Below are 20199 nucleotides of genomic sequence, written 5' to 3' on the forward strand. Positions count from 1 at the left end.
TTCGACGAGAAGTCCGGGGGCGGTTGCCCGAAAGGGAGTTGCGCGGTCCTGCTCGTTACAGGGCCACACCGAGCAGTGCGTCGACGGCGCGCGAGACGAGGCCGGGGGCGGATTCGTCCGTGCCGCCCTCGGCCGCCTGGAGTTCGGTCCAGCGGTCGACCGCGGCGAGCGCGGTGGGCGTGTCCAGGTCGTCGGAGAGGGCCTCGCGGAGCTCCTCGACGAGCGCGTCGGCGGACGGGCCGTCGGGGCGCGAGACGGCGGCGCGCCAGCGGCCGAGCCGCTCCACGGCCGTCTCCAGGACCTGGTCGGTCCACTCCCAGTCGTCGCGGTAGCGGTGCGAGAGGAGCGCGAGCCGGATGGCGGCCGGGTCGACGCCGTCGCGGCGGAGCTGGGAGACGAAGACCAGGTTGCCCTTGGACTTCGACATCTTCTCGCCGTGCAGGGCGACCATGCCGGCGTGGACGTACGCCTTGGCCATGGGGAAATCGCCCGTGAGGGCCTGGGCGTGGGAGGCGCCCATCTCGTGGTGCGGGAAGATCAGGTCGGAGCCGCCGCCCTGCACGTCGAAGCCCATGCCGAGGTGGTCGAGGGCGATGGCGACGCACTCGATGTGCCAGCCGGGGCGGCCGGGGCCGAGGCTGCCGCCGTCCCAGCTCGGCTCGCCCTCGCGGGCGGCCATCCACAGCATCGGGTCGAGCGGGTTCTTCTTGCCCGGGCGGTCCGGGTCGCCGCCGCGCTCGGCGGAGAGGTGGCGCATCAGCTCGGTGTCGTAGTGCGAGACCTGGCCGAAGTGCGGGTCGGCCTCGACGGAGAAGTAGATGTCGCCGTCGAGCTCGTAGGCGGCGCCTGAGTCCCGGAGGCGCTCGACGAGCGGGACGATGCCGGGTATGGCCTCGACCGCGCCGATGTAGTGCTGCGGGGGCAGCATCCGCAGGGCGGTCATGTCCTCGCGGAAGAGGGCGGTCTCGCGCTCGGCGAGGCCGACCCAGTCGATGCCGTCGCGGATCGCACGCTCCAGGAGCGGGTCGTCCACGTCCGTCACGTTCTGGACGTAGTGCACCTGCCGCTTGGTGTCGAGCCACACGCGCTGAACGAGGTCGAACGCGTTGTAGGTCGCCGCGTGACCCATGTGGGTCGCGTCGTACGGCGTGATGCCGCAGACGTAGATGCGGGCGACGGGGCCGGGGGCGAGGGTCACTCGTCCGCCGGTCGCGGTGTCGTGGATCCGGAGGTCGCGGCCCTTGCCGGGAAGGGCGGGGACCTCAGAAGCGGGCCAGGCATGCATGACCCGAGCGTAACCGGACAGGTGTTCCGGATACGAACCGGATCCGGGATCTTGACCGATTAGGCGCTCTTGCGGGTCGGAGGCGTGCGTGCATACCCCCCAGGGGTGGGGAGCCCTCGATGAGCGTGACCGAAAACAGTCGGTCGAGGACCGGGAGCTCAGACGGGCGGCCAGGGAATCGCCGGCCACTGCCCCGAGGGCTCCGGATGCCGCCCCGTGGCCCGCAGCGCCTCCACGCGGGCGCGCACGGCCGCGACCTCGGCACCGGTCAGGAGTTCCGCCAGTCGGGTGGCGAGCGGCGCACCCGGGGCCAGGGACCGGCCGAGCGAGTCGAGCACGCCGGCCGCCTCGGCGGGCAGCTCCTCGCCCGCCCAGCCCCACAGCAGGGTGCGCAGCTTGTCCTCGACGTGGAAGGTGACCCCGTGGTCGATGCCGTACAGCCGCCCGCCGGGCACCGGCAGCAGGTGTCCGCCCTTGCGGTCGCCGTTGTTGATGACGGCGTCCAGGACGGCGAGCCGGCGCAGCTCGGGGGTGTCCGCGTGGACGAGGAGCGCGGTGCGGTCCTCGTCGATCTGCGCGGGCCCCACGGCCTTCCAGCCCTCGCCCGCCTCCTCGTCCTCGGTGAGCGCGAGCAGCCGCGCGTCGGGGTCGGCCTCGATCCACAGCTGGACCATGCCCTCCCCGTACGGACCGTCGCGGAGCACGGTCGGCGGGACCAGGCCCCAGCCGGTGGCCTCGGAGATCTCGTACGCGGCGACCTCGCGCTGGGCCAGGGTGCCGTCGGGGAAGTCCCACAGGGGCCGCTCCCCCGCGACCGGCTTGTAGACGCAGGCGGCTTCCCGGCCCTCGTGGACGACGGAGCAGTACAGCACGGCGTTGGACGCCTCTCGGACCCGGCCGCGCACGGTCAGCTCACCCCGCGCGAGCAGCTCCGTGTCGCGCGGGCTCTCGGGACTGCTCATGCTCCGCGACGGTATCCGTTCTGGCGCGGGCAGACGTGCCCCTCCGGGTCGAGCGGCAGGCTGCACAGCGGGCACGGCGGCCGGCCGGCGTTGACGACGTCCAGGGCCCGCTTGGCGAAGGCCCGGGCCTGGGCCCCGCTGAGGCGGACCCGGAGCATGGGCGGGCCGTTCTCCTCGTCCTGGAGCAGCCGCTCCTCGGCCTCGGCGAGGTCCTCCTCGGAATCCACGTCGAGTTCGACGAGCGCCTGGGCCTCGACGATCATGCGCTGCTCCTCGCCGTCCCAGGCGAGGGCCATGGTGCCGACCCGGAACTCCTCCTCGACGGGCGCGTCGAGGGGGGCCGTGTCCGCGATCTCCGCGGGGGCCACGGCGGGCACGGGCGCGTTGCCGCCGGTGCGGCGGACGACCTCGTCGAGGAGTTCGTCGATGCGTTCGGCGAGGGCCGCGACCTGGGTCTTCTCCAGGGCGACGCTGGTGACCCGGCCTCCGGCGGACGCCTGGAGGAAGAAGGTCCGGCGGCCAGGCAGCCCGACCGTGCCGGCCACGAAACGCTCCGGCGGGTCGTAGAGGAACACCTGACGGGACACGTTCCCGGCTCCCTTGAGTCTCGACAGTCGTACTACAGCGGCGCGTCCACCCTACTGCGCAAGGGGATCACGGTGCGCCCGCACCGCCACCGACCTCCGCCGTCCCGCCGCCGCCGGGGTGCTCCCGGGGGGCGAGACCGGCGAAGTCCCCCGTGTCGCCGAGGCGGAGGAGGAAGGGACGCAGGCGCGTGTAGCGGATCGCGGTGACCGAGCAGGGGTCGACGTGGACGCGCTGGAAGAGGTCGAGGTGGAGCCCGAGGGCGTCGGCGACGATCGCCTTCACGATGTCCCCGTGGGAGCACATGAGGTACGTGGCGTCCTCGCCGTGCTCGGCCTCGACACGGGCGTTCCAGTCCCGTACGGCCGCGACGGCGCGGTCCTGCATGGCTCGCATGGACTCGCCTCCGGGGAAGGCGGCGGCGGAGGCGTGCCCCTGGACGACCTCCATCAGGGGCTCGTCGTTGAGCTCCGCAAGCTTGCGGCCGGACCAGTCGCCGTAGTCGCACTCGCTGATCCGGTCCTCGACGTGGAGCGGGAGGCCGGGGCGGGCGTCGAGGAGCGGCCGCAGGGTCTCCCGGCAGCGCTGGAGGGGGCTGGTGACGGCCGCGGCGAGCGGGACGTCCGCGAGGCGGCCGGGGAGGGCGGCGGCCTGGACGGCCCCGCGCTCGTCGAGCGCGATCCCGGGCGTGCGCCCGGCGAGGACCCCGGAGGTGTTGGCGGTGGAGCGTCCGTGCCGGACGAGGATCAGCGTGGCCATGCGGGCCAGCCTAGGGGGTGCGGGGGCGGGGCGGGCGGGCGCGCGGGGCGACCGGGACTTCCGTACGCGCGTGCCCGGCGCTACGCGCGTGCCCGGCAGGACGTGCGTGCCCGGCGGGGCCCGCCGGGCCGGATGCGGTGCCCGCCGGGCCGGATGTCGCACGCGCGTGCGTGGCGGGGGCGTTCCGGGGCAGAATGCGCCGAGTGATCGTGGACTCTGCCATCTACCGGGACGGGCGCCGTACGGACGGGCCCGCCGACCTCTCCGACGCCCTGGAGGAGGCGCGGGCGACGGGGGACGCGTTCCTGTGGGTCGGACTGCACGAGCCCTCGGGGGCGGAGTTCGACCACGTCGCCTCGGAGTTCGCGCTGCACCCGCTGGCCGTCGAGGACGCCTTGAAGGCCCATCAGCGGCCCAAGCTGGAGGTCTACGACGACTCCCTCTTCGTGGTGCTCAAGCCCATCGTGTACGAGCCGGCGAGCGACCGGGTGTCCTCGGGCGAGCTGATGGTGTTCATGGGCGACTCGTTCGTCGTGACCGTCCGGCACGGCGAGGGCGCGCCGCTCGCGGAGGTGCGCCGGCGCCTCGAGGCGGACCCGGAGGTCCTGAAGCACGGTCCGACGGCGGTGCTGTACGCGGTGAGCGACGCGATCGTGGACCACTACCTCGACGTGACGGGCGAGCTCCAGGTCGACCTGGAGGAGCTGGAGGCGGACGTCTTCGCGCCCAGCGGAGGCAATCCGGCCAACACGGCGGAGCGGATCTACACGGCGAAGCGGCAGGTCCTGGAGTTCCGGCGGGCGAGCGGTCCGCTGGCCGGCCCCATGGCCCGGCTGGCGGCCGGAGTGGTGCCGTTCGTGAACGAGCGCTCGCAGCCCTTCTTCCGCGACGTCAACGACCACCTGCTGCGCTCCAACGAGCAGGTGGAGGGCCTCGACCGGCTCCTGTCCGACGTGCTGTCGGCCCATCTCGCGCAGATGGGGGTCCGGCAGAACGACGACATGCGGAAGATCTCGGCGTGGGCGGCCATGGCCGCGGTCCCCACGATGGTCGCGGGGATCTACGGGATGAACTTCGAGCACATGCCGGAGCTGCACTGGGTGGGCTCGTACCCGGCGGTGATCGTGGTGATGACGGGCATCGTCGTCGCGCTGTACCAGGTGTTCAAGCGGCGCGGCTGGATGTGAGGTCCGTCCTCGCCCGCGTGCTCAGAAGGCGGGAGCGGGCGTCGCGGGGCCGCCGAGGGCGTTCAGCCGCTCGGGCATCCGCAGGTCGACCATCCTGTGCCAGCCGGCGGCGCGTTCGTACGCGTACACGGCGTGGATCCCGGCGGCGAGGACGGCCGCCTTGGGCTTCGGCCAGTTCAGGATGCGGCCCATGTGGCGCATCACGGCGAGGCTGACGTCGCGGTAGACCTGGATCTCGGCGAGCGCGGACTCGCGCAGGGTCCGCTGGATGAGCCGGCCGTGGCCCCGGCGGGCGAGCCGGAGCAGTTCCTCGTGGCAGTAGGCGAGGTGGTTGTCCTCGTCGTTGCAGATCATCCGGATCGCCCTGCCGAGCTCCGGGTGGTCGCCGAAGTGCTTCACGAGCAGCTGCATCTGGTCGGCGGCGCGCTCCTCGGTGACCCTGCTGTGCGCGAGGTAGACGACCACGTCCTCCTCGGCCAGCGGCCGGTCGGCGCGGAGCTTGTCGTGCGCGAGGCCGATGCCGCGCCGTTCGAGCAGCATCGTGTAGTCGGTGTCGGGAGGCACGGGGACGGGTTCGAGGCCGCGCTTCTTCATCAACGCGTTGAAGATCCGGCCGTGCTTGTCCTCGTCGGCGCCGTGCCGGGTGATCTTGGGCGCGAGGGCGCGCATGCCGGGCGCGACGAGGGCCGCGATCCGGGCGTTCTCCCAGCCGCCCTGGGACTCGCCGCTCGCGGCGATGGAACAGAAGAGCCGGAAGGACTCGTCGTTGTCGATGATTTCCTGGAACAGGCCCTTGGCCGTGAGCATCGCCGCCACCTCCGTGCGGACGTACGCACTCCGGTACGTCCGGGGAGAACGAGTCAAGTCGGATCCCGGGCGGCGGGCAACAGGAGGGTACGACGACTCGGCCGTAAGAGTGAGGCCCGAGGCCGTAACCGGGGGCCCGGTGGAGCGTTGTGCTGCATGACGGCCGTGGCGGGGAAGACCCCCGAGCCCCCACCACGGCCGCAGAACTCCTCCAGGACGGCGCCCCGGCACCGCGGGCCGCGCGGGCTTCGGCCGCCCGCGCCGGACTCCGTCCGCCGAGTCCGGCGCCGCGCCCGGGGTCGTTACGCCAGACCGGCTCGCTCCCTCGCCTCGACGCCCGCCCGCAGGGCCGCGAGGCGCTCGTCCAGGGTGAAGCCGGCCGGGGCGAGGGTGAGGGTGGTGACCCCGACCTCCGCGTAGGCCGTCATGCGCTCGGCGATCCGCTCGACGGAGCCGAGCAGCGTCGTCCGGTCGATCAGGGAGTGGGGAACCGCGGCCGCGGCCCCGGTCTTGTCGCCCGCCAGGTACTTGTCCTGGATCTCGGCGGCCTCCTTCTCGTACCCCATGCGCTGCGCGAGCTGGTTGTAGAAGTTCTGCTTCCGGCTGCCCATGCCGCCGACGTACAGCGCGGTGTACGGGCGGAACACGTCGGCGAGCGCGGTCACGTCGTCGCCGAGGGCGAGCGGCAGGGTCGGGCAGACGTCGAAGCCGTCCATCGTCAGACCGGCCTTCTCGCGGCCCGCGCGCAGGTGCCGGAGCGCGGTCTCCTCCAGGTGCTCGGCGGAGGGGAAGATCAGCAGGGCGCCGTCGGCGATCTCGCCGGTCTGCTCCAGGTTCTTCGGCCCGATCGCGGCGATGTACAGCGGGATGTGCTCGCGCTGCGGGTGGACGGTGAGCTTGATGGGCTTGCCGGGGCCGCCGGGGAGCGGCAGGGTCCAGTGCTCGCCGTCGTAGCTGAGCCGCTCGCGGGTCATGGCCCTGCGGACGATCTCGACGTACTCGCGGGTCCGGGCGAGCGGCTTGTCGAACTTCACGCCGTACCAGCCCTCGGAGACCTGCGGTCCGGAGACGCCGAGGCCGAGGCGGAAGCGGCCGCCGGTGAGCGAGTCGAGGGTGGCCGCCGTCATCGCCGTCATGGCGGGCTGGCGGGCCGGGATCTGCATGATCGCGGAACCGACGTCGATCCGCTCGGTCTTCGCCGCGACCCAGGCGAGGACGGTGGGGGCGTCGGAGCCGTAGGCCTCGGCGGCCCAGCAGACGTCGTAACCGAGGCGGTCCGCCTCCTGGGCGACGGCGAGGTTGTCGCCGTCCATGCCGGCTCCCCAGTAGCCGAGGTTGATGCCGAGCCGCATTCCACGCACCCCTTACCCATCGGTAACGTCTCTTGGGCCGGACTCTAGCGCGCGTGCGAGCCATCCGTCAGGACACGGTTGTCCACAGGCTCTCTCCGGGTGGTGCCCCGGCCAGTACTCTCGCGCCCATGGAGCAGAGGCATCTCGGACGTACCGGCCTGCGTGTGTCGCGCATCGGACTCGGCACCCTCACCTGGGGCCGGGACACCGACGAGCACGACGCCGCCGAGCAGTTGAAGACGTTCTGGGACGCGGGCGGCACGCTGGTGGACACCGCCGACGTGTACGGCGGGGGCGAGGCCGAGTACCTGCTCGGGCGACTGATGGAGCGCCTGGTGCCCCGGCAGGACCTCGTCCTGTCCACCAAGGCGGGCAGCGTCCCGGACCCCGACCGGCGCACGGACGGCTCGCGCGGGCACCTGCTCGCCGCGCTCGACGCCTCCCTGGCCCGGCTGGGCACGGACCACGTGGACCTGTGGCAGCTGCACGCCTTCGACCCGCACACGCCCCTGGAGGAATCGCTGCAGGCCCTCGACATCGCGGTGCGCAGCGGGCGGGCGCGGTACGCGGGCGTGTCGAACTTCTGCGGCTGGCAGCTCGCCAAGGCGGGCACCTGGCAGCTCGGCGGCGACCGCACGCGGCTCGCCGGCGCGCAGCTGGAGTACTCGCTGCTCCAGCGAGGCGTCGAGCGGGAGGTGCTGCCGGCCGCGATGGACCTCGGCATAGGTCTGCTGCCCTCGTCCCCGCTGGGGCGCGGGGTCCTGACGGGGAAGTACCGGGGCGGCACGCCGACGGACTCGCGGGGCGCCTCGGAGACGATGGCGCCCTTCGTGGAGCCGTACCTGGACGACGCGGCGAGCCGGATCGTGGACGCGGTGGCGACGGCGGCCGACGGGCTCGCGACGACCCCGCTCCACGTGGCGCTCGCATGGGTCCGCGACCGGCCCGGGGTGACCGCGCCGATCGTCGGGGCGCGCACGGCGCGGCAGCTCACGACCACGTTGTCGGTGGAGGCCCTTAGTCTTCCTGACGAGATCTGTCGGGCGCTGGACGATGTGTCGGCGCCCGTGCACCGCTATCCGGATCACGACTGGAGCACCTTGTGACCGAGCCTTCCGGGGAGACCGCGCCCGAGGCCGCGGAGCCCACCGAGGACCTGCGGGAGGAGGCCGCCGAGCCCCCGGCCCCCGACGCGGCCGAGGGACCGGAGCCCGCCGGGGGGCGGGAGACGGCCGAAGAGCCCGATGGGGCCGGGGAGCCCGAGGCCTCCGAGGAGCCGGGCGCGGCCGGGGGACCGGAGTCCGCCGAAGAGCCCGGCGACCGGGCGGTCACGGCCGAGGGGGCGGAGGCCGCCGAGGAAGCGGAGTCCGCCGAAGAGTCCGGCGACCGGGTGGCCGCCGGCGAGGGGGCGGAGGCCGCCGGAGACACCGGCGGGTCCGGGGTGAGCGAGGCACAGGCCGAGCTCGCCGCGCAGCGGGAGCTGCGGGCCAGGATCGAGGCCCGGAAGGCCGAGAAGGGCGGTCCGGTGGCGAGCGGCGCGAAGCTGAGCGGCACCGCGGCCGACCTCCTCGCCGCCGTCCGGGCCGTCGAGGGCGGCGCCGCCTCCGGCAGCGCGTTCTACGAGGCGCCCGAACCCGCTCCCCGCCGCCCCGCCGTCGAGACGGCGCCGGCGACGACCGTGCGGCCCCCCGCGCCGGAGCGGCCGACGGCCCCGGCGCCCGGCACCACGGCCGCCGTCCGCGAGGTCCTCGTCGCGGGCGGCGCCCCGGAGGCGCTGGCCGGCCGGGTCGCCGCCGTGCTCGGCGAGGGCGCGGCCCCGGCGTTGCGCGAGGACCCGTGGCAGCTGCTCGCGGTGCCGGGGGTCCTGCCGGAGCAGGCCGATGGTTTCGCGCGGGCGCTGCTCGGCCCCGCCTGCGGCCCCGGTGACCCGCGCCGCACGACCGCCCTGACCGTGTGGCTCCTGGAGCGGGCCGCCGTCCAGGGGCACACGGCCCTGGAGGTCCGGGCCGTGCGCGCCGGGCTCGCCGGACACGCGGTGCCCGACCCGGAGCAGGCGGTCGAGGCGGCGGTCTCCGAGGGCGCGGTCCTCCTCTTCCAGGAGGAGGAGGAGACGGCGGAGGAGCCCGACGGCGACGAGGAGGCCGAGGAGGCGCCCGCCGCGGAGCGGGAGCCCGCCGCTCCCGTGCTGCTCGGACTCGACCGGTACGCGCTGGCGGAGGAGAGCCTCGCCGAGGGACTCGCCCGGCTGGTCAGGACGGCGAAGGCCGAGGTCTGGGAGGGCGGCGAGCTGGAGCGCGCCACCGGGGCGCACGGCCTCGTCCTGCACACGGGCGGGGAGGCCGCCCGCGCCGAGCCGGTGGCGCTCGCCGCGGCGGCCCGTGAGCGGGGACTGCGCACCCTGGTGGCCGTCCACGCGGACACCCGCGTCGAGAAGGACGCGGTGACGGTCGCCGCGCTGCTGTCGGGCGCGGCCGGTCCCGGCCGTGACGAGGACGGCGCCTTCGCCCTGGACCTCCTCGTGCTCCTCGACGCCCCGCAGCTGGACGTGGAGACGGGCGCGGTGCTCGTGGAGTCGCTGCCGGACGGCTGCCGCCTGGTGCTGAGCGGCGATCCGGAGGTGCTCGGCGCCCCGGGCGCGGGCCGGGTCTTCGCGGACGTCCTCGCCTCCCGGGTGTGCCCGCGGATCGCCTCCCGCGTCCCCGATCCGGGGCCGCTCGGCGAGCTGGTGTCGGGCATCGGCGTCGGCGAGCTGAACCAGGTCGAGGCCCCCGGCAAGGAGGTCGTGATCGTTCCGGTGCGGGACGCGGGCGAGGCCGTGCACCGTACGGTCCAGCTGGTGGCGGACTCGGTGCCCCGGGCGCTCGGGGTGCCGTCCGAGCAGACGCAGGTCGTCACGGTCGGCCACGGCGGCTCCGCCGGCACGCGCGCGCTGAACGCCGCCCTGAAGCAGCGGCTCAACCCCGGCCCCGGCCGGTTCGGCGGCTACGACCCCGGGGACCGGGTGGCGTACGCGCCCGCGCCGGGGCACACGGTGACGGGCACCGTCCTCTCGGCCGACGCCGAGGGGCTGCGGCTGCGTTGCGGGCGCGACGAGCTCCTCGTACCGAGGGACCGGGTGGAGTCGGCGCTGCGGCACGGCTGGGCGCTCACCGCGCACCAGGCGGCCGGGACGCGCTGGCCCGCGGTGGTCGTGGTGCTGCCGGGGGACGCCGCGGGCGGCCTGAGCCGGCCGTGGGTGTACACGGCCTTCGGCCGGGCGGAGCGCCATCTGTCGGTCGTGCACGGCGTGGACCAGGCGCTGCCCCGCGCGGTGGCCGAGGGGGTGGCCCCGGAGCGTACGACGCGGCTGCGGCCGCTCCTGGAGGCGCTGCTGGCCGCCGACGGGGAGGAGAGGACGGCATGACGGAGGGCCGGGACGCCACGCGTGGTGTCCCGGCCCTCTCCCGGCCCTCTCCCGTCCCGTCAGACCCGCGTCCCGTCGGACCCGCGTCCCGTCAGGCCCGCGTTCCGTCAGACCCGCGTCCCGTCAGGCGTCCGCCCCGGGGGCTCCCGCGTCCACGGGCTCGTCCTCGTCCTCCTCGTCGAAGACGGAGCTGACGTCGAAGCGGCAGACGATCCGCTCGGGGTCGGCGTGGTCGAAGGGGGCGGCCAGCCACTCCCCCGGTTCCGGGAGCTCCTCGGCGGCGGTGACCCAGAGCGTGGAGTCCCCCTCCTCCAGGCCGAACTCCTTGTGCCGGGAGGCGATCTCGTCCGGTTCGTACTCTCCGAAGAGCACGCCGAGCGCGGCGAGCGGCGAGACGCCTGCCTTGGCGACCGCGCGGGTGTCCGCGTCGTCGAGCTCGGCGACGCGGCGGGCCTGGGCGAGCAGCCGCTGTGGTTCGGCGACGGCGTAGTCGCGGCGGATCAGGAGGCTGAGGGCGTGAGGTTCGTCAGGTCCGGCGTACGGCGGCAGGCTGCCGTCGGCGCCGGGGATCTCGAAGGGGGTGACCTCGTCGTACCGGTCGTAGAGGAGTTCGTCGTACGTCTCGGCGGCCGCGGCGAGGGCGTTGAAGGCCTCGTAGACGGCCGTGTCGTCGTCTCCCGTGCGGCGTTCGACCGCCGCGAGGTGACGGTCCAGTGCGGTCTTGACCGCCTCCGCGGCGGCACGTACCTCGGCAGCGGTGGGCTGCGCAGCATCAGACATGGGACAGACGCTATCCGTACCGGGCCGGTGCCCGCACAATAGATGCGATGGCGGAATACGAATTTGTCGACGTGTACGTGCCGCGCGGTGTCTCCCGCAAGGAGGCGACGCGGCTCCTGACCGACCATGCCGAGTACGGACACTGGGAGTTGGACCGTCTGACCCTGCACCGGGACGGAAGCCGCAGGGTGCGGCTGAAGCGGCGGATCATCCGCCAGGTCCGGGCGACCTGGTAGCGGGCACCGGACACCGAGAGGAAGACAGCGAGAAGGGGCCCCGTGGTGTGCGGGGCCCCTGTGCGTGGTGCGGGGGCTCGGCGGATCAGGCGGCGCGGCGGGCGCGGCGGTAGATCAGCGAGCCGGCGAGCAGCATCCCGGCGCCGGCGGGAAGGATCACGCCGAGCGGGCCGGAGCCGGTCTCGGCGAGTTCCTCGACGGCCCGCGGCGGAGTGACGATCTGAGTGCCGGGAGTGTTCGAGCCGCCCTCGCTGCCGGGGGTGCCGGGAGTGCCCGGGTGGCCGGGGGTGCCGGGGTGACCCGGATTCCCGGGGTGTCCGGGGTTACCGGGGTGGCCCGGATTCCCGGGGTGTCCGGGGTTGCCGGGATTCCCGGGGTTCTCGGGGTTGCCCGGGTTCCCGGGGTGGCCCGGCTCCTCCTCCCCGTAGCCGGTGTCCCCTCCGTTCGCGCAGTCGTTGCCCATGACGGCGTTGCCCAGGCCGACGCCCGTGACGTTGTTGCCGCAGACGTTCACCGGGACGTCGACCGGCACCTCGATGTCGTTGCCGGAGCCCACGCCGGGAGAGTTTCCGGTGTGCCCGCCGGCGGAGGATCCGCCACCGGACGGGGAGGTGTTGGCGCACGTGTTGCCAAAGGCCGGATTGAGCAGTCCGATGACGTTGACGGTGTTCCCGCAGGCGTTCACCGGTGCGTGCACCGGGACCTGGACGGAATTTCCGGACGCGACGCCCGGGGAGTTCATGGCCGTACCGTTCGCGCCGGAATCGGCGTGCGCATATCCGCCGCCGACGGCGGCGAAGACGCCTCCGGCGGCCGCGACGGTGATGAGGCCCTTGCGCGTGACCTGTCGCATAGCTTGTTCCCTGCCTGCTCGGCTTCGAAAGAGTGCCACCGGGCGGACGGCCCGGGGCGGAAATGGCCACCGGCCCCGGAGTGCATGGCACGCACTCCGGGGCCGGACCGGCTCACACCCTCACGGGGCGAGGCACAACGTCAGGCGTTGACGCAGGTGTTGCCGAAGGCGGGGTTCAGCAGGCCGATCACGGAGACCGTGTTGCCGCACACGTTCACGGGGATGTGGACCGGCACCTGGACGACGTTGCCCGAGAGCACGCCGGGGGAACCGATGGCGGCAGCCTGAGCGCCCGAGTCGGCGACGGCCATGCCCGCGCCCGCGAGAACGAGACCGCTGGTGGCAGCCGCAGCAGCGACGACCTTCTTGATCATTATTCCTCCTAGTTGGCAATGCGGCCCCAGCCGCGGACCGCACCACCTGTAACGAGGGGGAATGATGGGGGCTACGAGCCCTTGAGTTCATTCACTCTTTCCGGTCACGTGCAAACGCGTGGGCGAATTCAGCAGGCGTCGAGGAAACGGTCCAGCACGCGGACGCCGAACTTGAGGCCGTCCACCGGGACCCGCTCGTCCACGCCGTGGAACATGCCCGCGAAGTCGAGCTCCGGCGGCAGCTGGAGCGGGGCGAAGCCGAAGCAGCGGATGCCGAGGTCGTCGAAGGACTTGGCGTCGGTGCCGCCGGACAGCATGTACGGCACGGCGCGGGCGATCGGGTCCTCGGCGCGCAGCGCCAGCTGCATGGCGTCCACCAGGGCTCCGTCGAAGCTGGTCTCCAGGGCCTTGTCCCCGTGCACGTCCTCGCGCTTCACGCGGGGGCCGAGGATCCGGTCGAGGTCGGCCAGGAACTCCTGCTCGAAGCCCGGCAGGAAACGGCCGTCGACGTGCGCGGTGGCCTGGCCGGGGATCACGTTCACCTTGTAGCCGGCGCCGAGCATCGTCGGGGCGGCCGAGTTGCGGAGGGTGGCGCCGACCATCTTGGCGATGCCGCCGAGCTTGGCGAGGGTGCCGTCCATGTCCTCGGGGTCGAGCGGGGTGCCGAGGGCGTCCGACAGCTCGTCGAGGAAGCTCCGCACGGTCTTGGTGACCCTCACCGGCCACTGGTGGCGGCCGAGGCGGCCCACGGCCTCGCAGAGCTCCGTGATGGCGTTGTCGTCGTTGGTCATGGAGCCGTGACCGGCCGTGCCCTCGACGGTCAGCCGCATCCAGTGCATGCCCTTCTGGGCCGTCTCGACCAGGTAGAGCCGCAGGTTCTCGTTGACGGTGAAGGAGAAGCCGCCGACCTCGCCGATCGCCTCGGTGACGCCCTCGAAGAGGTCGCGGTGGTTGTCGACCAGGTGCCGGGCGCCGTAGGTGCCGCCGGCCTCCTCGTCGGCGAGGAAGGCGAGGACGACGTCGCGCGGCGGCTTGCGGCCGCTGCGCAGCCGGTCGCGGACGACCGCGAGGGTCATCGCGTCCATGTCCTTCATGTCGACGGCCCCGCGGCCCCAGACGCAGCCGTCGGCGACCTCGCCGGAGAAGGGGTGGTGGGTCCAGTCCTCGGCGTTGGCCGGGACGACGTCGGTGTGCCCGTGGATGAGCAGGGCCGGGCGCGACGGGTCCTCGCCCTCGATCCGGGCGACGGTGGAGGCGCGCCCCTTGTGCGACTCGATGATCTTCGGCTCGAGACCGACCTCCGCGAGCTTCTCGGCGACGTACTCGGCCGCCGCCCGCTCTCCCGGGCCGGAGTGGTCGCCGTAGTTGCTGGTGTCGATGCGGATGAGGTCGCGACAGAGGTCCACCACCTCGTCCTCGCCGCTGACGCTCCGGGCCGTGTTCGACTCGCTCACGCTGCTTCCTCCCACTACGTGCCCCACGTGATTGCTTGGTGGTCGCCCCCATCCTCCCGCGCCGTCCCCCCGGCGCCCAAGGGCGTAGGCCCTCCGACATGCGGCCGTCACATGACGGGGGCCGACCGGGGGGGGTGATCGACCGCTCCGGATGTTTGCTATGGTTTTCCTCGTCGGAAGGGCCCAGCGGCCGGGAAGACAGACACCTTGTCCGGGTGGCGGAATGGCAGACGCGCTAGCTTGAGGTGCTAGTGCCCTTTATCGGGCGTGGGGGTTCAAGTCCCCCCTCGGACACCAGCGAAGGACCCCACGTCACGTGGGGTCCTTCTTGTCACGGCTGCAGGAATCACGGCGGTGGGACCGGTGCGACGCAGATCCAGGGCTCCCGCCTCCCCGCTCCCCCAGCTGCACGGCATCGATCCCGTGCGGGTGCGCCTGCCGGAGGACCCCGAGGGGCGCTGGGCGAGCATCCGGGAGTACCTCGTCGAGCGGTACGGGGGCGCCGTCGGGCCCGGGCGGATCGAGGGGATGCTGCGGGAGGGGCGGTTCGTCGGGGTCGACGGGCCGGTCGGCGGGGACGAGCCGTGCGCCGCGGGGCGGTACCTCTGGTTCCACCGGGACTTTCCCGCCGAGACGCCCGTGCCCTTCCCGATCGGGATCGTGCACCGCGACGAGCGGATCGTGGTCGTCGACAAGCCGCACTTCCTCGCCACGATGCCCCGGGGCCGGCACGTGACCGAGACCGCGCTCGCCCGGCTCCGGCGCGACCTGGGGCTTCCCCGTCTCCAGCCCGCCCACCGGCTCGACCGGCTGACGGCGGGGCTCGTGCTGTTCGTCGTGCGGCCCGAGGACCGGGGGGCGTACCAGACGCTCTTCCGCGACCGGGCCGTGCGCAAGGAGTACGAGGCGGTGGCGCCGTACGACCCGGCGGTCGAGCTGCCGGTGACCGTGCGCAGCCGGATCGAGAAGGAGCGCGGGGTGATGGCCGCCCGGGAGGTGCCGGGCGAGCCGAACGCCGAGAGCCGGGTCGAGATCCTCGGGCACGCGGGCGGGCTCGGGCGCTACCGGCTGGTGCCCGTGACCGGGCGGACCCATCAGCTGCGGGTGCACATGAACGGTCTGGGCCTGCCGATCCTCGACGACCCCGTCTATCCGGTGGTCCGCGAGGACGGGCCGGAGGACTTCGCGCGTCCGCTGCGGCTGCTGGCGCGGACGCTGGAGTTCACCGACCCGTTCACGGGCGACGAGGCGCGGTTCGAGAGCCGGCTGGCTCTCAGTGGCCCCGGGTGATCCACTCCTCCAGGTGCGGGGCCTCGGCGCCGATGGTGGTGGTGTCGCCGTGGCCGGTGCGGACGACCGTCTCCGGCGGCAGGGTGAGGAGCTTCTCGCGGATCGAGTCGACGATCGTCGGGAAGTCCGAGTAGGACCGGCCCGTGGCGCCGGGGCCGCCCTGGAAGAGCGTGTCGCCGCTGAAGACCGTGCCGAGCTCGGGGGCGTGCAGGCAGACCGCTCCGGGGGCGTGCCCCGGGGTGTGGAGGACCGTGAGGTCCGTGCCGGCGATGGTGAGGACCTGGCCGTCGGCGAGCTCGCCGTCCGGGCTGTGGTCGGGGTGGGTCAGCTTCCACAGCGGCTGGTCGGCCGGGTGGAGCAGGATGCGGGCGCCGGTGGCGGCCGCGAGGGCCGGGGCGGCGTCGATGTGGTCGTCGTGGGCGTGGGTGCAGACGATGGCGCGCAGGGTGCGGCCGTCGAGTGCGGCGAGGATCGCCCCGGCGTCGTGGGCGGCGTCGATGACGATGGCCTCGTGGTCGTCGCCGACGATCCAGACGTTGTTGTCGACGTCCCAGGTGCCGCCGTCGAGGCTGAAGGTGCCGGAGGTGACGAGGTGGTCGATGCGGGCGGCCATCAGAGGACCACCACCGAGCGGAGGACGTCGCCCTCGTGCATGCGGGCGAAGGCCTTCTCGACGTCGCCGAGGCCGATGGTCTCGGTGACGAAGGCGGCGAGGTCGATGCGGCCCTGCTGGTGCAGGTCGATGAGCATCGGGAAGTCGCGGGAGGGCAGGCAGTCCCCGTACCAGGAGGACTTGAGCGAGCCGCCGCGGCCGAAGACGTCGAGGAGCGGGAGTTCCAGTTTCATCTCGGGGCTGGGGACGCCGACGAGGACGACGGTGCCGGCGAGGTCGCGGGCGTAGAAGGCCTGCTCGTACGTCTCCGGGCGGCCGACCGCCTCGATGACGACGTCGGCGCCGAAGCCGCCGGTGAGCTCGCGGATCGCCTCGACGGCGTCGGCGGTGCGGGAGTTGACCGTGTGGGTGGCGCCCATCTCGCGGGCCTTGTCCAGCTTCCGGTCGTCGATGTCGACGGCGATGATCTTCGCGGCTCCGGCGAGGCGGGAGCCGACGACCGCCGCGTCGCCGACGCCGCCGCAGCCGATGACGGCGACGGTGTCGCCGCGGCCGACGTTCCCGGTGTTGATCGCGGCGCCGATGCCGGCCATCACGCCGCAGCCGAGGAGGCCCGCGACCTCGGGGGCGACGGACGGGTCGACCTTGGTGCACTGGCCTGCGGCGACGAGGGTCTTCTCGGCGAAGGCGCCGATGCCGAGGGCCGGGGAGAGCTCCGTGCCGTCGAGCAGGGTCATCTTCTGCTTCGCGTTGTGGGTGGCGAAGCAGTACCAGGGGCGGCCCCGCGTACAGGCGCGGCAGGTGCCGCAGACGGCGCGCCAGTTGAGGATCACGAAGTCGCCGGGGGCGACGTCGGTGACGCCCTCGCCGACGGACTCGACGGTTCCGGCGGCCTCGTGGCCGAGCAGGAAGGGGAACTCGTCGTTGATCGCGCCCTGCTTGTAGTGGAGATCGGTGTGGCAGACGCCGCAGGCCTGGATCTTGACGACGGCCTCGCCGGGGCCGGGGTCGGGGATCACGATGGTCTCGACGCGTACCGGTTCGTTCCTGCCGGGGGCGATGACCCCCTGGACGTGCTGCGGCATCGCGAACTTCCCTTCCTCCGACCGGATCTTGTAAGGCTCTTGCGTACCACTATCTCCTGACAAAAGGCGAGACCCCCGCAGGCCGTGCCTGTGGGGGTCCCGCCGCCTCCCGTGGGGGGAGCCTCAGTCCTGGTGCGCGGCGGAGGTCGCGCGGACCCGGCGGCGGACCAGGAACCAGCCGCCGACGAGGGCCGCCGCGATGAGCGGCAGGCAGTTCACGGTGGTGCGGCTGATGCCGCCGTCCATCCACATCAGGACGAGGACGGCCGCGAGGAAGCCCAGGGTCACGATCTGGGTGTACGGGGCCCAGGGCAGGTTGTAGCCGGGGCGGCTGACCTTGCCCTCCCCGGCGCGGCGGACGAACAGCAGCGAGCAGACCATGATCATGGCCCAGGTGCCGATGATGCCGATGGAGGCGAAGTTGAGGACCAGTTCGAAGGCCTCGCCGGGCATCACGTAGTTGAGGGCGACGCCGAGGACGCCGAAGCCCGCGGTGAGCAGGATGCCGCCGTAGGGGACGCCGCCCTTGTTCATGACGCCGGTGAACTTGGGCGCGGAGCCGGCCAGCGACATGGAGCGCAGGATGCGGCCGGTGGAGTAGAGGCCGGAGTTGAGGCTGGAGAGGGCGGCGGTGAGGACGACGAGGTTCATGACGCCGGCGGCGCCGGGGACGCCCAGCTTGTCGAAGACGGTGACGAAGGGGCTCTGGTCCCCGGAGTACGCGGTGTACGGGAGGATCAGGGCGAGCAGGACGACGGAGCCGACGTAGAACAGGCCGACGCGCCACATGATCGAGTTGATCGCCCTGGGCATGATCTTCTCGGGGTTCTCGGTCTCGCCGGCGGCGACGCCGCACAGCTCGACGGAGGCGTAGGCGAAGACGACGCCCTGGATGAGCAGCAGCATCGGCATCATGCCGTGGGGGAAGACGCCGCCGTTGTCGGTGATGTTGGCCAGGCCCGGGGTGTGGCCGCCGACGTCGTGGGAGGTCACGACGAGGAAGATGCCGACGAGCATGAAGGCGACCAGGGCGGCGACCTTGATGATCGCGAACCAGAACTCCATCTCGCCGAAGTACTTCACGGAGATGAGGTTGGCGGTGAGGACGACCGCGAGGGCGATCAGGGCGAGGACCCACTGCGGGACGTCGCTGAACATGGCCCAGAAGTGGGCGTAGGTGGCGGCCGCGGTGATGTCGGCGACGGCGGTGGTCGACCAGTTGAGGAAGTACAGCCAGCCGGCCGTGTAGGCGCCCTTCTCGCCCATGAACTCACGGGCGTAGGAGACGAAGGCGCCGGAGGAGGGGCGGTAGAGCACCAGCTCGCCGAGGGCGCGCACCACGAAGAAGGCGAAGACGCCGCAGACGGCGTAGGCGATGAAGAGGGACGGGCCCGCCTGGGACATGCGGCCGCCGGCGCCGAGGAAGAGGCCGGTGCCGATGGCGCCGCCGATGGCGATCATGTTGATGTGCCGGGACTTGAGGTCCTTGCGGTAGCCGGCGTCGCCTGCGTCGACGTGGGGGGCTGCGGCCGGGTTCGCCGGAGCGGCGGACAGCGGCTCGGCCGCGGTGACGCGGTCAGTCATGGAGTTGTTCGCCTTCGTGAGGGGTCTGTGCGGTACCCGGCCGTACCCGGGTGGGGGGTGGGTCCCCGGCACGGCCAGCGCACATACTCACGGCAACAGCCCCTGACTGACTGTGACGCATGTCACTGAACGCCCATATTTGAGCTAGTTCAGAGCTTACGGGCGGGTAACGCCCGGATGAACTAGGGGGCGAGGACGTCCAGCTCCTGGAGGGCGCCGACCGCGATCCGGCGGGTGAGCTCCTCGGCGCGGGCCGCGTCCCGCTCCCGTACGGCCTCGGCGACCTGGACGTGCAGGGTGACGGCGGCCGGGTCGGGGTCCTCGAACATCACGTGGTGGTGGGTGCGGCCGGTGAGGACCTCGGCGACGACGTCGCCGAGGCGGGCGAACATCTCGTTGCCCGAGGCGCTGAGCACGACCCGGTGGAAGGCGATGTCGTGGACGAGGTACTCCTCCAGGCGCCGGCCGCGCGAGGTGGCGACCATGCCGAGGGCCTGCTCGGTGAGCTCGCGGCACTGCTCGGGCGTGGCGTTCAGCGCGGCCAGGCCGGCGGCGACGGGTTCGACGGCCGAGCGGAGCACGGTGAGCGAACGGAGCTGGCGGGGGCGGTCGGCGCCGGCCAGCCGCCAGCGGATGACCTGGGGGTCGTACACGTTCCAGCGGGCCGTGGGGAGCACGGTCACGCCCACCCGCCGGCGGGACTCGACGAGGTGCATGGACTCCAGGACCCGCACGACCTCGCGGACGACGGTCCGGGAGACGTCGAAGCGCTGGGCGAGCTCGTCGGTGCGCAGCACGGTGCCCGGCGGGTACTCGCCGGCGGTGATCGCGAGGCCCAGGGCGGCCAGGACGTGGGAGTGGAGCCCCTGGGCCGGTGTCGTCATGGTGATCAGCCTATGCGCGCGGGTCCCCGTGACCACACCCGGAAATTAAAAGTACGACTTTTATGTCACAGACTCTTGAATACGTCGTACCCAATGGGTTTCATGAGCGCGACGGATTCACCGGATCGATGTCGAAGAAGACAGCGAGGCACCCCCCATGAGCACCACCCCCCTCACCGCTCCCCCGGTCGTCGTCGTCATGGGCGTCGCCGGGACCGGCAAGACCACCATCGGTCCGCTGGTCGCGGAGGCGCTCGGCCTGCCGTACGCCGAGGGCGACGACTTCCACCCGGCGGCCAACGTCGCCAAGATGTCGGCCGGCGTCCCGCTGGACGACACGGACCGGGGGCCCTGGCTCGACGCCATCGGGGAGTGGGCGCACGGCCGGGCCGGGCTCGGCGGGGTCGTGAGCAGCTCCGCGCTCAAGCGGGTCTACCGGGACCGGCTGCGTGCCGCCGCGCCCGGGATCGTCTTCCTGCATCTGACCGGTGACCGGGAGCTGATCGAGGAGCGGATGGCCGCACGCAAGGGCCATTTCATGCCCACCGCGCTCCTCGACTCCCAGTTCGCCACCCTGCAGCCCCTGCAGGACGACGAGGCCGGCGTCGCCGTCGACGTCTCCGGCACCCCGGAGGAGATCACCGCCCGCGCCGTCGCCGCCCTGCGCGGCCTGGCCGGCTGACCCTCCCCGCCCCGCCCCCACCTG

General features: G+C 73.0%; 20 protein-coding genes and 1 tRNA gene. 7 read left to right on the forward strand and 14 right to left on the reverse strand.

Translation table 11 applies throughout. From position 1 onward, the window contains the following. Positions 1-55: 55 nt before the first annotated feature. From mshC to IE180_RS29725, 4 genes are all read right to left on the reverse strand, one after another. The gene (gene mshC / locus IE180_RS29710; RefSeq protein ID WP_190160047.1) at positions 56-1285 is read right to left on the reverse strand and encodes a cysteine--1-D-myo-inosityl 2-amino-2-deoxy-alpha-D-glucopyranoside ligase; all 1230 of its coding nucleotides are present in this window, start codon (positions 1283-1285) and stop codon (positions 56-58) included. 158 nt (positions 1286-1443) lie between these two features. Beyond that, positions 1444-2280 carry an SCO1664 family protein gene (locus IE180_RS29715; protein ID WP_190160184.1) on the reverse strand — a complete coding sequence of 279 codons (837 nt, stop codon included), beginning with the start codon at positions 2278-2280 and terminating at the stop codon, positions 1444-1446. After that, positions 2244-2834 carry a DUF3090 domain-containing protein gene (locus IE180_RS29720; RefSeq protein ID WP_190160048.1) on the reverse strand — a complete coding sequence of 197 codons (591 nt, stop codon included), beginning with the start codon at positions 2832-2834 and terminating at the stop codon, positions 2244-2246. The genes IE180_RS29715 and IE180_RS29720 overlap by 37 nt, the downstream gene beginning before the upstream one ends. Positions 2835-2901: 67 nt before the next feature. Continuing rightward, entirely contained in the window at positions 2902-3591 is a 690-nt protein-coding gene (locus IE180_RS29725) for a histidine phosphatase family protein (protein WP_190160049.1), read from the reverse strand. A gap of 194 nt (positions 3592-3785) precedes the next feature. On the opposite strand from IE180_RS29725, the gene IE180_RS29730 reads away from it, so the two are divergent. Further along, on the forward strand, positions 3786-4778 hold the full coding sequence (locus IE180_RS29730) for a magnesium and cobalt transport protein CorA (protein WP_190160050.1): 993 nt from the start codon (positions 3786-3788) through the stop codon (positions 4776-4778). 21 nt (positions 4779-4799) lie between these two features. Here IE180_RS29730 and IE180_RS29735 read toward each other — a convergent pair whose 3' ends face one another. Both IE180_RS29735 and IE180_RS29740 read right to left on the reverse strand, forming a co-directional pair. Further along, positions 4800-5585: a VOC family protein gene (locus IE180_RS29735; protein WP_190160051.1), complete on the reverse strand. Its 786-nt coding sequence runs from the start codon at positions 5583-5585 to the stop codon at positions 4800-4802. A 302-nt stretch (positions 5586-5887) separates the two neighbouring features. Further along, complete coding sequence (locus IE180_RS29740; protein WP_190160052.1) at positions 5888-6937, reverse strand: LLM class F420-dependent oxidoreductase; 1050 nt, start codon at positions 6935-6937, stop codon at positions 5888-5890. 128 nt (positions 6938-7065) lie between these two features. Between IE180_RS29740 and IE180_RS29745 the strand changes: the two genes are divergently transcribed. Together IE180_RS29745 and IE180_RS29750 are read left to right on the forward strand one after the other, a co-directional pair. Further along, positions 7066-8043 carry an aldo/keto reductase gene (locus IE180_RS29745; protein WP_190160053.1) on the forward strand — a complete coding sequence of 326 codons (978 nt, stop codon included), beginning with the start codon at positions 7066-7068 and terminating at the stop codon, positions 8041-8043. Then, complete coding sequence (locus tag IE180_RS29750) at positions 8040-10340, forward strand: helix-hairpin-helix domain-containing protein (protein ID WP_190160054.1); 2301 nt, start codon at positions 8040-8042, stop codon at positions 10338-10340. The genes IE180_RS29745 and IE180_RS29750 overlap by 4 nt, the downstream gene beginning before the upstream one ends. A 123-nt stretch (positions 10341-10463) precedes the next feature. On the opposite strand, the gene IE180_RS29755 is transcribed toward IE180_RS29750, so the two are convergent. Then, a complete protein-coding gene (locus IE180_RS29755; RefSeq protein WP_190160055.1) occupies positions 10464-11120 on the reverse strand; it encodes a hypothetical protein in 657 nt (218 codons plus the stop codon). Between the two features lie 47 nt (positions 11121-11167). On the opposite strand from IE180_RS29755, the gene IE180_RS29760 reads away from it, so the two are divergent. Beyond that, positions 11168-11356: a DUF5703 family protein gene (locus IE180_RS29760; protein WP_190160056.1), complete on the forward strand. Its 189-nt coding sequence runs from the start codon at positions 11168-11170 to the stop codon at positions 11354-11356. Between the two features lie 85 nt (positions 11357-11441). Here IE180_RS29760 and IE180_RS36825 read toward each other — a convergent pair whose 3' ends face one another. From IE180_RS36825 to IE180_RS29780, 3 genes are all read right to left on the reverse strand, one after another. After that, the gene (locus IE180_RS36825; RefSeq protein ID WP_229861029.1) at positions 11442-12209 is read right to left on the reverse strand and encodes a chaplin family protein; all 768 of its coding nucleotides are present in this window, start codon (positions 12207-12209) and stop codon (positions 11442-11444) included. 140 nt (positions 12210-12349) lie between these two features. After that, positions 12350-12583: a chaplin ChpH gene (gene chpH / locus IE180_RS29775; protein WP_190160057.1), complete on the reverse strand. Its 234-nt coding sequence runs from the start codon at positions 12581-12583 to the stop codon at positions 12350-12352. 128 nt (positions 12584-12711) lie between these two features. Beyond that, positions 12712-14037 (reverse strand): M20/M25/M40 family metallo-hydrolase, encoded by a 1326-nt coding sequence (locus IE180_RS29780; protein ID WP_190160058.1) that lies wholly within the window; start codon positions 14035-14037, stop codon positions 12712-12714. A gap of 209 nt (positions 14038-14246) precedes the next feature. On the opposite strand from IE180_RS29780, the gene IE180_RS29785 reads away from it, so the two are divergent. Further along, positions 14247-14334, forward strand: a tRNA-Leu gene (locus tag IE180_RS29785). A gap of 66 nt (positions 14335-14400) precedes the next feature. Then, positions 14401-15327: a pseudouridine synthase gene (locus IE180_RS29790; protein ID WP_190160059.1), complete on the forward strand. Its 927-nt coding sequence runs from the start codon at positions 14401-14403 to the stop codon at positions 15325-15327. Here IE180_RS29790 and IE180_RS29795 read toward each other — a convergent pair. The 4 genes from IE180_RS29795 to IE180_RS29810 form a co-directional block, all read right to left on the reverse strand. Further along, complete coding sequence (locus IE180_RS29795; RefSeq protein ID WP_190160060.1) at positions 15311-15940, reverse strand: MBL fold metallo-hydrolase; 630 nt, start codon at positions 15938-15940, stop codon at positions 15311-15313. The genes IE180_RS29790 and IE180_RS29795 overlap by 17 nt on opposite strands. Next, positions 15940-17025 (reverse strand): S-(hydroxymethyl)mycothiol dehydrogenase, encoded by a 1086-nt coding sequence (locus IE180_RS29800; protein ID WP_190160061.1) that lies wholly within the window; start codon positions 17023-17025, stop codon positions 15940-15942. Before IE180_RS29800 ends, IE180_RS29795 begins: the two co-directional genes overlap by 1 nt. Positions 17026-17148: 123 nt before the next feature. Beyond that, positions 17149-18609, reverse strand: a complete 1461-nt coding sequence (locus IE180_RS29805; RefSeq protein ID WP_190160062.1) for an amino acid permease — start codon at positions 18607-18609, stop codon at positions 17149-17151. Between the two features lie 182 nt (positions 18610-18791). After that, entirely contained in the window at positions 18792-19493 is a 702-nt protein-coding gene (locus tag IE180_RS29810) for a FadR/GntR family transcriptional regulator (RefSeq protein WP_190160063.1), read from the reverse strand. A gap of 157 nt (positions 19494-19650) precedes the next feature. Here IE180_RS29810 and IE180_RS29815 point away from each other — a divergent pair, with 157 nt between their 5' ends. After that, positions 19651-20175 (forward strand): gluconokinase, encoded by a 525-nt coding sequence (locus IE180_RS29815; RefSeq protein ID WP_190160064.1) that lies wholly within the window; start codon positions 19651-19653, stop codon positions 20173-20175. Positions 20176-20199: the final 24 nt, after the last annotated feature.

It is taken from the genome of Streptomyces litmocidini, from assembly GCF_014649755.1.
Taxonomy (GTDB): Bacteria; Actinomycetota; Actinomycetes; order Streptomycetales; family Streptomycetaceae; genus Streptomyces; species Streptomyces litmocidini.